Annotated in this window: 14 protein-coding genes and 1 riboswitch; of the genes, 4 read left to right on the plus strand and 10 right to left on the minus strand. The window is 70.9% G+C overall.

Annotated elements, in window-relative coordinates:
- Positions 1 to 105: 105 nt before the first annotated feature.
- The gene (locus ASG48_RS12135; protein WP_055850028.1) at positions 106 to 1,107 is read right to left on the minus strand and encodes a D-glycerate dehydrogenase; all 1,002 of its coding nucleotides are present in this window, start codon (positions 1,105 to 1,107) and stop codon (positions 106 to 108) included.
- Positions 1,108 to 1,288: 181 nt separating this feature from the next.
- Here ASG48_RS12135 and ASG48_RS12140 point away from each other — a divergent pair, with 181 nt between their 5' ends.
- Positions 1,289 to 1,939: an SH3 domain-containing protein gene (locus ASG48_RS12140; RefSeq protein ID WP_348271137.1), complete on the plus strand. Its 651-nt coding sequence runs from the start codon at positions 1,289 to 1,291 to the stop codon at positions 1,937 to 1,939.
- A gap of 195 nt (positions 1,940 to 2,134) precedes the next feature.
- On the opposite strand, the gene irrA is transcribed toward ASG48_RS12140, so the two are convergent.
- Together irrA and ASG48_RS12150 are read right to left on the minus strand one after the other, a co-directional pair.
- Positions 2,135 to 2,569: an iron response transcriptional regulator IrrA gene (gene irrA, locus ASG48_RS12145; protein ID WP_055850031.1), complete on the minus strand. Its 435-nt coding sequence runs from the start codon at positions 2,567 to 2,569 to the stop codon at positions 2,135 to 2,137.
- 145 nt (positions 2,570 to 2,714) lie between these two features.
- Positions 2,715 to 3,182 (minus strand): hypothetical protein, encoded by a 468-nt coding sequence (locus ASG48_RS12150; protein ID WP_055850033.1) that lies wholly within the window; start codon positions 3,180 to 3,182, stop codon positions 2,715 to 2,717.
- 231 nt (positions 3,183 to 3,413) lie between these two features.
- Here ASG48_RS12150 and fabA point away from each other — a divergent pair, with 231 nt between their 5' ends.
- Genes fabA through fabI form a run of 3 tightly spaced genes read left to right on the plus strand, consistent with a single transcriptional unit; the run spans position 3,414 to position 6,060 of the window.
- The gene (gene fabA / locus ASG48_RS12155; RefSeq protein WP_055850034.1) at positions 3,414 to 3,938 is read left to right on the plus strand and encodes a bifunctional 3-hydroxydecanoyl-ACP dehydratase/trans-2-decenoyl-ACP isomerase; all 525 of its coding nucleotides are present in this window, start codon (positions 3,414 to 3,416) and stop codon (positions 3,936 to 3,938) included.
- A 50-nt stretch (positions 3,939 to 3,988) separates the two neighbouring features.
- Positions 3,989 to 5,206, plus strand: a complete 1,218-nt coding sequence (fabB, locus tag ASG48_RS12160) for a beta-ketoacyl-ACP synthase I (RefSeq protein ID WP_055850036.1) — start codon at positions 3,989 to 3,991, stop codon at positions 5,204 to 5,206.
- Between the two features lie 5 nt (positions 5,207 to 5,211).
- Positions 5,212 to 6,060: an enoyl-ACP reductase FabI gene (fabI, locus tag ASG48_RS12165; protein ID WP_055850038.1), complete on the plus strand. Its 849-nt coding sequence runs from the start codon at positions 5,212 to 5,214 to the stop codon at positions 6,058 to 6,060.
- 79 nt (positions 6,061 to 6,139) lie between these two features.
- Here fabI and ASG48_RS12170 read toward each other — a convergent pair whose 3' ends face one another.
- From ASG48_RS12170 to rpsO, 7 genes are all read right to left on the minus strand, one after another.
- On the minus strand, positions 6,140 to 6,757 hold the full coding sequence (locus tag ASG48_RS12170) for a thiamine phosphate synthase (RefSeq protein ID WP_055850621.1): 618 nt from the start codon (positions 6,755 to 6,757) through the stop codon (positions 6,140 to 6,142).
- A 26-nt stretch (positions 6,758 to 6,783) separates the two neighbouring features.
- Positions 6,784 to 7,584, minus strand: a complete 801-nt coding sequence (locus ASG48_RS12175) for a thiazole synthase (RefSeq protein WP_055850040.1) — start codon at positions 7,582 to 7,584, stop codon at positions 6,784 to 6,786.
- 2 nt (positions 7,585 to 7,586) lie between these two features.
- Positions 7,587 to 7,784: a sulfur carrier protein ThiS gene (thiS, locus tag ASG48_RS12180; RefSeq protein WP_055850041.1), complete on the minus strand. Its 198-nt coding sequence runs from the start codon at positions 7,782 to 7,784 to the stop codon at positions 7,587 to 7,589.
- Entirely contained in the window at positions 7,781 to 8,839 is a 1,059-nt protein-coding gene (locus tag ASG48_RS12185) for an FAD-dependent oxidoreductase (protein ID WP_244486894.1), read from the minus strand. The genes thiS and ASG48_RS12185 overlap by 4 nt, the downstream gene beginning before the upstream one ends.
- Before the next feature lie 90 nt (positions 8,840 to 8,929).
- A riboswitch (TPP riboswitch) is annotated at positions 8,930 to 9,056 on the minus strand.
- Between the two features lie 63 nt (positions 9,057 to 9,119).
- Positions 9,120 to 9,809 (minus strand): alpha/beta fold hydrolase, encoded by a 690-nt coding sequence (locus tag ASG48_RS12190; protein WP_055850043.1) that lies wholly within the window; start codon positions 9,807 to 9,809, stop codon positions 9,120 to 9,122.
- A 162-nt stretch (positions 9,810 to 9,971) separates the two neighbouring features.
- On the minus strand, positions 9,972 to 12,104 hold the full coding sequence (gene pnp / locus ASG48_RS12195) for a polyribonucleotide nucleotidyltransferase (RefSeq protein WP_055850045.1): 2,133 nt from the start codon (positions 12,102 to 12,104) through the stop codon (positions 9,972 to 9,974).
- 417 nt (positions 12,105 to 12,521) lie between these two features.
- Complete coding sequence (rpsO, locus tag ASG48_RS12200) at positions 12,522 to 12,791, minus strand: 30S ribosomal protein S15 (RefSeq protein WP_055850046.1); 270 nt, start codon at positions 12,789 to 12,791, stop codon at positions 12,522 to 12,524.
- Between the last annotated feature and the right edge of the window lie 108 nt (positions 12,792 to 12,899).

Genomic DNA, 12,899 nt, shown 5'->3' on the forward strand with positions numbered 1-12,899 from the left:
CCGACCGCCGGGGTATGCCCCGATCCGCGCGCCCGCCTCCCCTTGGATGATGCCCGGAGGGAGTGTGCCCGCCCCGGCGGGCCGGCGCAACGGCCGTCGCGCGGTTCACAGACGCGAGGGCAGAACGCGGTCCGGCGGGCGGTGGTCATCCATCAGGGTGCGGATGTTGATGATGACCTTCTCGCCCATGTCGAGGCGCCCCTCCAGCGTCGCCGAGGCCATGTGCGGGAGGAGGACGACGCGGTGCGCCTCGGCCAGGCGCAGGAGCTTGCGGTCGATGGCCGGCTCCTCCTCGAAGACGTCGAGCCCGGCGCCGCCGAGCTTCTCCTGCTCCAGAAGCCGCACCAGCGCCTTCTCGTCGATGACGGGGCCGCGCGCGGTGTTCACCACGAAGGCGTGCGGCTGCATGAGGGCGAGGCGCCGGGCGGAGAGGAGGTGGAAGGTCGCCGGCGTCGAGGGGCAGTTCACCGAGAGGATGTCCATGTTGGCGAGCATCCGGTCGAGGCTCTCCCAGTAGGTCGCGCCGAGCTCGGCCTCGGTGCGCGGATCGACGCGGCGGCGGTTGTGGTAGTGGATCTGCAGCCCGAAGGCCTTGGCGCGCCGGGCGACCGCCGTGCCGATGCGGCCCATGCCGAGAATGCCGAGCTTCTTGCCGCCGAGCCGGCGCCCGAGCATCCAGGTGGGCGACCAGCCCGGCCAGTCCTGCCCGCCGGTGAGGCGCGTGCCGCCCTCCACGAGGCGCCGGGGCACGGCGAGGATGAGCGCCATCGTCATGTCGGCCGTGTCCTCGCTGAGGACGTTCGGCGTGTTGGTGACGAAGATCGAGCGGGCGGCGGCGGCCTCCACGTCGATATTGTCGACGCCGTTGCCGTAATTGGCGATCAGCTTCAGGCGCGGCCCGGCCTGCTCGATCATGGCGCGGTCGATGCGGTCGGTGACGGTCGGCACGACGACGTCGGCCTCGCGCAGGGCGGCCACGAGCTGGGGCTGGCTGAAGGGCGTGTCGTCGACGTTGAAGCGCGCGTCGAAGAGCTCGGCCATGCGCGCCTGCGTCGCCTCCGGCAGGCGGCGGGTCAGGATCACGAGGGGCCGGGGTCGCGTCGTCATGCGGGGCACCGCCTCCTAAGAGCTTGTTAAGCAAGAATCGCGATAGTTCGAGCCGGCGGCCGAAGGAGCGCTCCCGCCGCTCCTAGCAAGCCGGACGGGCGCGGACAAAAGGTTTCGCCCGGCGGCCGCCTCGCGCGCGCTCGGCGGGAGCGAGGACGACCCGAGAAGGACCTTGACCCCGATGCCGCACGCCGCCCCGCTCAGCGCCCTCCTCCTCGCCGCGACGATCGCGCTCACGGGCGCGGCCATGCCGCCGCCGCAGAGCCCGGCCGACGTGATCGAGGGCCTGGCGGCCAAGCCCGCCGAGGCCGCCGCGCCGGCGCCGCAGGCCCCCGAAGCGCAGGACGAAGGCGAGGGCGAAGGCGCCTCGCAGGAGGTCGCGGCCCTGCCCGTCGGCTCCTCCTCGAAGCTGCCGCTGCCGCGCTATGTCAGCCTCAAGTCGAGCCGGGTGAACCTGCGCATCGGCCCGGGGCGCGACTATCCCGTCTCCTGGCTCTACCTGAAGGGCGGCCTGCCGGTGGAGATCGTCCAGGAATTCGACCTGTGGCGCCGCATCCGCGATTCGGAGGGCACGGAAGGCTGGGTCTACCACTCGCTCCTGTCGGGCGAGCGGACCTCCATCGCCGCGCCCTGGCTCGCCGGCAAGGCGACGGTCATCGACGTGCATGCCAAGCCGGCCATCGACGCGCCGCTGGTCGCGCAGATGGAGCCGGGCGTCGTCGCCAAGGTCAAGGAATGCAATGCCGGCTGGTGCGAGCTGGAGGTCTCCAGCCGCGAGGGCTACGTGCGCCAGGAGGAGATCTGGGGCGTCTATCCCGGCGAGGCCTTCTGACGGCCGCAGGCCGAGGCCCCCGTCCCTCCGACGAGCGGCTCGGCGCTCTTCTCACCTCGCACAGGCAGGATCGCCGGGCTCGCCCCGGCGATCGTCGTTCGGGGCCGTGACTTTCCGGGAAACGCCGAAACGCGAAACGCCGCCGCGGCACCGGGCCGGGCGGCGCGTTCCACGATGGCGCGGCGTCGCGGCGCGTCAGGCCTGCGGGCGCTTGCGGCGCAGGCGGACCACGACGTCGACATTGACGATCTCCATGCCCTCGGGCGGCTCGGGCAGCATGCCGAGCGAGAGCTGGCCGTCCGGGATGTCGATCATGGCGTTGTCGTCCTCCACCAGGAAATGGTGGTGGTCGGACGTGTTCGTGTCGAAATAGGTCCGCTGCCCCTCGGCCGAGATCGGCCGCACGAGGCCGGCATCGGTGAACTGGTGGAGCGTGTTGTAGACGGTGGCGAGCGACACGGGCTCGCCGGCCTTGTGCGCTTCCTCGTGCAGGGTCTCCGCCGACAGATGGCGGTCGCCGGCGCCGAACATCAGGTTGCAGAGCGCGACGCGCTGACGGGTCGGGCGAAGGCCGACCGAGCGCAGCCGCTCGAAAACGCAGAAGGACTGGGTGCGGGTGCGCGTGTCCATTTCTTCAATGCCACCGATCGATCATGGGCGCCCGCACTCGCGGGCCATCGTTCCGACACGGCCCGCGAGCGCGGCCGTCGTCCCCATGATATAGACGAGAGCTTGCCATCAAACAAATGCCGCGTCGCGGCATGGGCGCCGGAGACTAGCGGCAGGCGGCCTCCAGCGCCGCCAGCGCCTTGCCCGAGCCGCGCAGCGGCAGGGCGAAGCGGCCGGCGGGCGAGGAGACTTCCGCCGCCCGCCCCGCCCTCAGCGCCGCGACGAGGGGGGCGAACTCGGCCATGCTGCCCGCGCGCACGAACCGCGTGCCGCCGGCCGCGTCCTCCATCGCCCGCGTCTCCATGCGGAAGGCGGTGCCGTCGACATCGACGATGACGGCATGGCGGTGGGACATGTCGAACCGCCCGGCGAAGGGACCGAAGACGAGGCGCGGCGCGCCCGCCTCGCGGCAGGAGACGTGCAGGCCCGAAAAGTCGCCGTCGACGGCAAAGCCGGCCGCGCCCGCGGCCGCAAGCCAGCCGGAGGCGGCGGCGGCCGGCGCCGGCGCGATCGCCAGGAGAACGGCGGCGAGGACGGCCGGGATGGGGCACGCGAGCGGGCTGCGAAGCGTCATGGCGCGGCTTCCTGCGGGATCTGGACGGGACGGGTCCTTCGGCCGACGCCTCATGCACCGGGCGCGGGGGCGGCGGGAAGCGGAAAAATGTCCCGCCGGCCGCCATTGGGGTTAACGCGGCGTGCGCCCATGGTTTCCAGCGGCGCGCGAGGCGTGCTAGAGCCGCTCGCGAACCGGCCGGCTTCGGCCGAGAAGACCGGATGGGCACGCAAGAGGCGGAAACGGACCGAAATGGCGACACGCAAGTCATCCTACGACAAAGACGATCTCCTCGCCTGCGGTCACGGGACGCTGTTCGGGAAGGGCAATGCCCAGCTGCCCCTGCCGCCGATGCTGATGTTCGACCGCATCACCGAGCTGACGGAAGAGGGCGGCGAGTTCTCCAAGGGCTCGGTGCGCGCCGAGTTCGACGTCGATCCGGACCTCTGGTTCTTCAAGTGCCATTTCGAGGGCGACCCGGTCATGCCCGGCTGCCTCGGCCTCGACGCGCTCTGGCAGCTCACCGGCTTCTATCTCGGCTGGCTGGGCGAGGAGGGGCGCGGCCGCGCGCTCGGCGTCGGCGAGGTGAAGTTCACCGGCCAGGTGACGCCGAAGGTCAAGCTCGTCGAATACGGCGTGGATTTCCGCCGCGTCATGCGCTCGCGGCTGAAACTCGGCATCGCGCAGGGCTGGATGAAGGCCGACGGAGAGATCATCTACAGGGCAAGCGACCTTCGGGTCGGCCTCTTCAAGGACGAGGACGGCGCTGAGGCCTGACGGCCTTCACGCTTCGCCTTGATGCACGGAACGGACAAGGGAGCTGGACGATGAGACGTGTCGTCGTGACGGGACTGGGCATCGTGTCGGCGATCGGCAACGATGCCGAGGAGGTCGCGCAGTCCCTCAAGGACTCGCGATCGGGCATCGTCTTCGCGCCCGACTATGCCGAACTCGGCTTCCGCAGCCACGTGCACGGCAAGCCGACGCTCGACCCGACCACGGTGCTCGACCGGCGGGCGCTGCGCTTCCACGGCGGGGGCACCGCCTGGAACCACGTGGCGATGGAGCAGGCGATCGCCGATTCCGGCCTGACGCCGGCCGAGGTCTCCCACGAGCGCACCGGCATCATCATGGGCTCGGGCGGCGCCTCGACCCAGGCGATCGTCCAGGCCGCCGACACGACGCGCGAGAAGGGCCCCCGCAAGGTCGGCCCGCTCGTCGTGCCCAAGGCCATGTCCTCCACGGCCTCGGCGACGCTCGCCACCTGGTTCAAGATCAAGGGCGTGAACTACTCGATCTCCTCGGCCTGCTCGACCTCCAGCCATTGCATCGGCAACGGCGCGGAGATGATCCAGTGGGGCAAGCAGGACATCGTCTTCGCCGGCGGCTGCGAGGACCTGCACTGGACCCTGTCGGTCCTGTTCGACGCTATGGGCGCCCTCTCCTCGGGCTACAACGACCGGCCCTCGGAAGCCTCGCGCCCCTATTCGGCCGACCGCGACGGCTTCGTCATCGCCGGCGGCGCGGGTGTCCTCGTGCTGGAGGAATACGAGCACGCCAAGGCGCGCGGCGCGAAGATCTACGCCGAGATCGTCGGCTATGGCGCGACCTCGGACGGGGCGGACATGGTGGCGCCCTCCGGCGAGGGCGCGGTGCGCTGCATGCGCCAGGCGCTGGCGGGCGTGAACGGGCCGATCGACTACATCAACCCGCATGCCACCGCCACGCCCGTCGGCGACCGGATGGAGGTGATGGCGATCCGCGAGGTGTTCGGCGACCGGATCCCGCACATCTCCGGCACCAAGGCGCTGACCGGCCACAGCCAGGGCGCCACGGGCGTGCAGGAGGCGATCTACTCGCTCCTCATGATGCGCGACAACTTCATCGCCAAGAGCGCCCATATCGGCACGCTGGACCCCGAGTTCGAGGGCGTTCCCGTGGTGCGCGAGCGGATCGACAACGCGAAGGTCGACCGCATCCTCTCCAATTCCTTCGGCTTCGGCGGCACGAATGCATGCCTGGTCTTCCAACGCGTGACGGAGTGAGCCGCATGGGCGACCTGATGAAGGGGAAGCGCGGGCTCATCATGGGCGTCGCGAACCACAACTCGATCGCGTGGGGCGCGGCCAAGGCTCTGGCCGGCCAGGGCGCGGAGCTCGCCTTCACCTATCAGGGCGAGGCCTTCGGGCGCCGCGTGAAGCCGCTCGCCGCCGAGATCGGCGCCGGCATCGTGCTGCCCTGCGAGGTCGAGGATTCGGCCTCCGTCGAGGCGGTGTTCTCCGCGCTCAAGGCCGAATGGGGCACGCTCGACTTCGTGCTCCACGCCATCGCCTTCTCCGACAAGAACGAGTTGAAGGGGCGCTATGCCGACACGACGCGGGAGAACTTCACCCGCACGATGATGATCTCCTGCTACTCCTTCACCGAGGTCGCGCGCCACGCGGCGGCGATGATGACGCAGGGCGGCTCGATGGTCACCATGACCTATGGCGGCGCCACCCGTGTCATGCCCAACTACAACGTCATGGGCGTCGCCAAGGCCGCGCTCGAGGCTTCCGTGCGCTATCTCGCGGCCGATTTCGGGCCGCGCAACATCCGCGTCAACGCCGTCTCGGCCGGCCCCGTGCGCACGCTCGCGGGCGCCGGCGTCTCCGACGCGCGGCTGATGTTCAACTATCAGCGCCGCAACTCGCCCATGCGCCGCAACACGACCATCCAGGAAGTGGGCGGCTCGGTCCTCTACCTCCTGTCGGAACTCTCCAATGGTGTGACCGGCGAGATCCACTACGTGGATTCGGGCTACAACGTCATGTCCATGCCCGCGCTCGACGAGCTGAAGGCGCAGGAACAGCGCAAGGCGATCCTGGAAGGCGACAAGGGCGAGGACGCCGAGGCCTGAGGGCCCCGCCGACCGACGCCGTTCGACCAGGACAGAGCCTTGCGGCACCGGAGGAACCGGGCCGCGGGGCTCTTCGCCTTCAGGCCGGGGGTCGCGCCCAGCGCCGCGTCGCCGCGAGCCATTGCCGGCAGCGCGCCCTCGGGTCCGGCGCCAGCGTCACGTCGGTGACGACGGCGGCGCTGTCGGCGCCCATGGCGAAGACCTCCGGCAGGCGCTCCACGGTGATGCCGCCGATGGCCACCAGCGGCAGGCCGGCCAGCGCCTCGCGCCACTCGGCGAGACGCTGCGGCGTCTGCGGCGCCCAGGCCATCGCCTTCAGCCGCGTCTCCCAGATCGGCCCCAGCGCGACATAGTCCGGCCGCGCGGCGAGCGCCGTCTCGAGCTCCGCCCGGTCGTGCGTCGACAGGCCGAGCGCGAGGCCGGCGGCGCGGATGGCGGGAAGGTCCGCCTCGGCGAGATCCTCCTGGCCGAGATGAACGACATCGCAGCCCTCCTCGATGGCAAGGCGCCAGACATCGTTGACGACGAGCGTGCAGCCATGGGCGGCGCAGAGATCGCGCGTGGCGCGGATCTCGGCGCGCAGCCGCGCCTCGTCCATGCCCTTGGCGCGAAGCTGCAGGAGCTTCACGCCCTCGGGCACCAGGGCGGCGGCCGTCTCGGCATCCGGCACGATGAGATAGAACGGGTCGAGCACGATCCTATTAGCCGGCAAAGTCATTTCCGTCATGCGAGGTCTCCGAGACTGGCGAGGCCGAGGACGGGCGTCGAGGGCGCGGCCATGTCGCGCGCCTCCATCGGGTCCGCCTCGTGGGCGAGCCGGCCGGCCTCGACGGCGCGCGCGAAGGCCCGCGCCATGGCGACGGGGTCGCCGGCCCTGGCGACGGCCGTGTTGAGGAGAACGCCGTCATAGCCGAGTTCCATGGCGGCGCTCGCATGGCTCGGCAGGCCGAGCCCGGCATCGACGATCAGCGTCATCTCCGGGAAATGGGCGCGCAGCTGGCGCAGGCCGTAGCGGTTGTTGAGCCCGAGGCCGGAGCCGATGGGCGCCCCCCAGGGCATCAGCACGCGACAGCCGGCCTCCGCCAGCCGGTCGGCGAGCGACAGGTCCTCGGTCATGTAGGGCAGGACCTCGAACCCCTCGCCCAGAAGAAGGCGCGCGGCCTCCACGAGGCCGAACGGCTCGGGCTGCAGCGTCTCGGCGTCGCGCACGACTTCGAGCTTGATCCAGTTCGTCCCGAAGACCTCGCGGGCCATCTTCGCCGTCGTCACCGCCTCGCGCGCCGTGTGACAGCCGGCGGTGTTGGGCAGGACCGCGACGCCGAGCCCGCGCACGAGGTCCCAGAAATTCTGGCCCGCGCGCAGCGTGCCGGATTCGCGGCGCAGCGACACGGTGACGATGCCGGCGCCCGAGGCGGCGACGGCGTCCGCCATGACCTGCGGCGACGGGTAGAGCGCGGTGCCGAGCATCAGCCGCGAGGCGAGGCGCGTGCCGTAGATGGAAAGACCGTCCGTCGGGGGCGCCATCGTCAGCCGCCCTTCATCGGGGCGAGGATCTCGATCCGGTCGCCCTCCCGGAGCCGCGTCTCGCCGCGCTCGGAGATCGCGACGAACTCCCCGTTGCGGGCGGTGGCGACGATCGAGGCGGCATGGCCGAGTTCCGCGAGGAGAGCTTGAAGCGTGGTGGCCTCCACCAGGCGCGCCTCGCCGTTGATCGTGACATTCATGCGGGTCGTCCCTTCGTCGTCGAGCCCGACAAGGCCTTTTCCAACGCCTCGCCGGCGAGCCAGGGGGAGAGGAGGAAGCCGTGCCGGTAGAGGCCGTTGAGGCGCGTGACGCGGCCCTCGTGCAAGGCGGCCGGCAGGTTGTCGGGCAGAGCCGGGCGGCGCCCGGCGGAGAGTTCGAGCACTTCGGCCTCGGCGAAGGCCGGGTGCAGCGCATAGGCGGCGTTCATGAGTTCCACGGCCGAGCGCAGCGTCACGGCGCGCCCGTCCTCGGCCTCGATCATCGTGGCGCCGACCATGAAGCGCCCGTCGCCGCGCGGCACGACATAGACAGGATGGCGCGGATGGAGGAGGCGCACGGGTCGCGACAGGGAGACGTCCGGCGCGCGCAGCATCGCCATCTCGCCGCGCACGCAGCGAAGGCCGGGAAACGCCGGTCCGCCGGCGAGGCCGCGGCAGTCGAGGACCCGGTCGGCCGCGACCTCGCGCGGGTCGGGCGCCGAGCCCAGCACGAGCCGCCCGCCGAGCGCCTCCAGCCGCTCGACAAGGGCGGGAATGGCGCGGCGCGGGTCGAGATGGGCCTCGTCGGCGAAGAAGAGCGCCTCCTCGAAGCGCCCGGCGAGATCGGGCTCGAGGGCGGCGAGGCCTGCGGCGTCGAGGCGCTCGTGCCCGCGCGTGCGGCGGGCGAAGCGGGCGAGTTCGGCGCGGTCGCGCGCGGGCGCCAGGACGAGCGTGCCGCGGCGCTCGAGGCCCACGGCCTGTTGGGCCCACCACGCGATGCCGGCAAGGCCCGGCGCCACGATCGCGGCCGGCGCGCTCTCGGCCTCGCAGAAGGGCGCGAGCATGCCGCCGGCGAGCCAGGAGGCGGCCGCGGCGCCCAGCCTGTCCGAGGCCTCGTGCAGCGTCACGGCGGCGCCCGCCTGCGCCGCGCGCACCGCCGCGACGAGGCCGCAGACGCCCGCGCCGATCACGGCGACGGACCCGAGGGACTCCACGCCGGCGGGCGTGCCCATCGGCAGGTTCAGGGACTGGCCGCGCTCGGCCGCGCCGCTCGGCATGGCAACTCCTTCGCGGGGCGCCCTTCGGCGGCCCGGCGGAATCGGTCATGATGGCGGATCGTGCCGGATGCCCGGCCTGCGGCCGCGGGAGGAGCCGCGACCACCCGTCCCTCCGCCAGCATGACCTGGATCAGGTTCGTCGGGTCGCCGCGCGCCTTGCCGTTTCCGGCGGCCGTCGGCCTCTCAGTTCCCTGCCGGAACTCCCCTCGGGTGCGGCGAACTTGGGCGGCGGCGGCGGCGATGTCAACGGGTCGGCGAGGATGCCCGGCCGATCGCGGCGTCAGGCCCCGGCGACGAAGCGCCGGCGGATGGCGGCCGCGCATTGCATGGGCGATTCGAGGCTCGGCAGGTGACCGCAGTCCTCGATCACGACGCATCGCGCATCGGGCATGGCCGCGCGCATCGCCTCGGCGGCGGCGGGCGGCGAGAACCCGTCCTCGGCGCCCCAGAGGAGGAGCGTCGGCACGGGCAGGCCTGCGAGGTCGGCCATCCGGTCGGGCCGGCCCGCCAGGGCCTCGTTCTGCGCCGAGAGGCGTTCGAGCGGCGCGCGGGCCGCCATGGCGCGGAAGAGGTCCGCCGCCGCCTCGCCCCTTCCCTCGGGCTCGAAGACGACGCCCCGCGCCATCTCCTCCAAGAGAAGCGAGGGATCGCCCGAGGCGATGGCCGCGCGCCGCGCCTCGAAGGGCGCGGTGTCCGTGGGCGCGGCGGCGCCCGCGCCCGAGACGATCAGCCCGGCGACGCGCCCGGGCGCGGCGAGAGCCACTTCGCGCGCGACATGGCCGCCGAAGGACGTGCCCCAGACCAGGAAGCGCCCGGAACCGGCTTCGGCCAGGAGCGCGTCGGCGCATTCCCGCAGCGTCGGCGCCTCCGCGACGAAGACCGCGCAGTCGAAATCGGCGCGCAGGAGTTCGACGACGCTCTCGTAGAGCGCTTCGTCGCAGGCGAAGGCGGGAATGAGAAAGAGGCGCATGGCTCGAGTCTCCGTCAACTGTCGCGCGAGGGAAATAGGGCGATGCGGGCGCGAGGGGACCGGCCCCGGCCGCTGCCTGGGGAGGCCGGCGCCCGGTACGAAAAAGGGCGCGCGACCTTCGCCGCGCGCCCTTCTCGGGATGGGATGACGGGGACGTTCGGCTTACGCCGCGTCGTCCTGCGCGTCCTTCTTCAGCTCCTGGCCGGTCTTCTGGTCGACGACCTTCATCGACAGGCGGACCTTGCCGCGCTCGTCGAAGCCCATGAGCTTCACCCAGACCTTGTCGCCTTCCTTGACGATGTCCTTGGTGTTGGCGACGCGGTCGGCGGCGAGCTGGCTGATATGCACGAGGCCGTCGCGCGAGCCGAAGAAGTTCACGAAGGCGCCGAACTCGACGCACTTCACGACCGTGCCCTCGTAGATCTCGCCGACTTCAGGCTCGGCCACGATCGAGTGGATCCACTTCTTGGCGGCCTCGATCTCCTTGCCGGAGGAGGAGGCGATCTTCACCGTGCCGTCGTCCTCGATGTTGATCTTGGCGCCGGTCTTCTCGACGATCTCGCGGATGACCTTGCCGCCCGAGCCGATCACTTCGCGGATCTTGTCGGTCGGAATCTGCATGACCTCGATGCGCGGCGCGAACTCGCCGAGCTCGGCGCGCGCCGTGCCGAGAGCCTTGTTCATCTCGCCCAGGATGTGGACGCGACCGCCCTTGGCCTGCTCGAGAGCGACCTTCATGATCTCCTCGGTGATGCCCTGGATCTTGATGTCCATCTGCAGCGAGGTGATTCCGGCTTCCGTGCCCGCGACCTTGAAGTCCATGTCGCCGAGATGGTCCTCGTCGCCCAGGATGTCGGAGAGGACCGCGAAGCGCTCGCCTTCCTTGATGAGGCCCATGGCAATGCCGGCGACCGGCTTTGCGAGCGGCACGCCCGCATCCATCAGCGCCAGCGAGGTGCCGCAGACGGTGGCCATGGAGGACGAGCCGTTCGACTCGGTGACCTCGGAGACGGCCCGGATCGTGTAGGGGAAGGCTTCCTTGGCCGGCAGCATCGGGCGGATGGCGCGCCAGGCGAGCTTGCCGTGGCCGATCTCGCGGCGGCCGGGCGAACCCATGCGGCCGGTCTCGCCGACCGAATAGGGCGGGAAGTTGTAGTGGAGGAGGAAGCTCTCCTTGTAGGTCCCGGTCAGCGCGTCGACGAACTGCTCGTCCTCGCCGGTGCCGAGCGTGGCGACGACGAGCGCCTGCGTCTCGCCACGCGTGAACAGCGCCGAGCCGTGGGTGCGCGGCAGGACGCCGGCCTCGGCCTCGATGCGGCGCACCGTGGAGAGGTCGCGGCCGTCGATGCGGCTGCCGGTGTCGAGGATGTTCCAGCGCACGATCTTGGCCTGGAGCTCCTTGAACACGGCGCCGACGACTTCCTTGGCGGCCTTGGGCTCGCCGTCCTCGGGCAGGAAGTGCGCCATGACCTTGGCCTTCACCGCGTCGACGGCGGCATAGCGGGCCATCTTGTCGGTGTTCTTGTAGGCGGCGCGCAGCTCGCCCTCGGCCATCAGCAGCATCTCGTTCTCGACCGCCGAATTGTCGGCGACGACGTGCTCGCGCGGCTCCTTGGCGGCATGCTCGGCGAGCTTGATGATCGCGTCGATGACCGGCTGGAAGCCCTTGTGGCCGAACATGACGGCGCCGAGCATGATCTCCTCGGACAGCTCGTGCGCCTCCGACTCGACCATGAGGACGGCGTCCTCGGTGCCGGCGACGACGAGGTCGAGCTTGGACTCGGCCATCTCGTCGACATGCGGGTTCAGCTTGTACTCGCCGCCGATATAGCCGACGCGCGCGCCGCCGATCGGGCCCATGAAGGGCACGCCCGACAGCGTGAGGGCGGCCGAGGCCGCGACCATGGCCAGGACGTCCGGATCGTTCTCGAGATCATGCTGGAGAACGGTGACGACGACCTGCGTGTCGTTCTTGTAGCCTGCGGCGAAGAGCGGGCGGATCGGGCGGTCGATGAGGCGGGAGACGAGCGTCTCCTTCTCGGAGGGACGGCCCTCGCGCTTGAAGAAGCCGCCGGGGATCTTGCCCGCGGCGTAGGTCTTCTCCTGGTAGTTCACGGTCAGCGGGAAGAAGTCGAAGCCGACCTTGGGCTTCTTCTCGGAGACGACGGTGGCGAGCACGGTGGTCTCGCCGTAGGTGGCGAGCACGGCGCCGTCGGCCTGGCGCGCGATCTTGCCGGTCTCGAGGGTGAGCCGGCGGCCGGCCCAGTCGATGTCGACCTTGTGGGTATTGAACATTTGGAACTTGCCTTCCTTCGTGGCGCAAAGCCCCACCCTTCGGGCGAGGCGCAGGAGCGCCTTTGGCGTCGTCAAACGCGTCACGGGCAAGACGGCGGGAGGCTCGGGTCGGCGAGGGTCCGCACGCAAATGCGGAAATTCGGCCGGCGAGCCTCCGGCAATCCTGCCCCATGACCGTTCGGGCGGTCGCACCGCCGGCCTTCGCCGGGCGGTGCCCGAGATTTCGAGCGGCCGGCGCGTTGTCGCCGGGCGCCGCTCTGGGTCTCGTTCGTGGCAGTCGGGCCGCTCGTCAGAAGCGGCGGGCGGGCCGTTCGGCCCGTCGGCGGCGGCTCCCCGCGGGGAGCCTGGTCGTGCGGGCCGCCCTGTCGGGCGGCCGGGCGGCAGGCGGCGGAGCGATCCGCCGGCTGCCGGTTCGGATCAGCGGCGCAGGCTCAGGCGCTCAATGAGCGACTGGTAGCGGGGCTCGTCCTTGGCCTTCACGTAGTCGAGAAGGCGGCGGCGCTGCGAGACCATCTTCAGGAGACCACGACGGGAGTGGTTGTCCTTCTTGTGGTCCTTGAAATGGCCGGTGAGGTTGTTGATGCGCTCGGTGAGGAGCGCGACCTGCACTTCGGGCGAACCGGTGTCGCCTTCCTTGGTCGCGTATTCCTTGACGAGTTCGGCCTTACGCTCGAGCGTGATCGACATCGTATCCCTTTCTGGTGATCGTGAGGGTTGGGTCGCCCAGGCCGGGATGTCGTCCAGCGAGGGCCATGAAACGCGAAAAGGCGCACCCTTGCGAGGCGCGTAAACTTC

Source organism: Aurantimonas sp. Leaf443, from assembly GCF_001425575.1.
In the GTDB taxonomy this organism is placed as follows: Bacteria; Pseudomonadota; Alphaproteobacteria; order Rhizobiales; family Rhizobiaceae; genus Leaf443.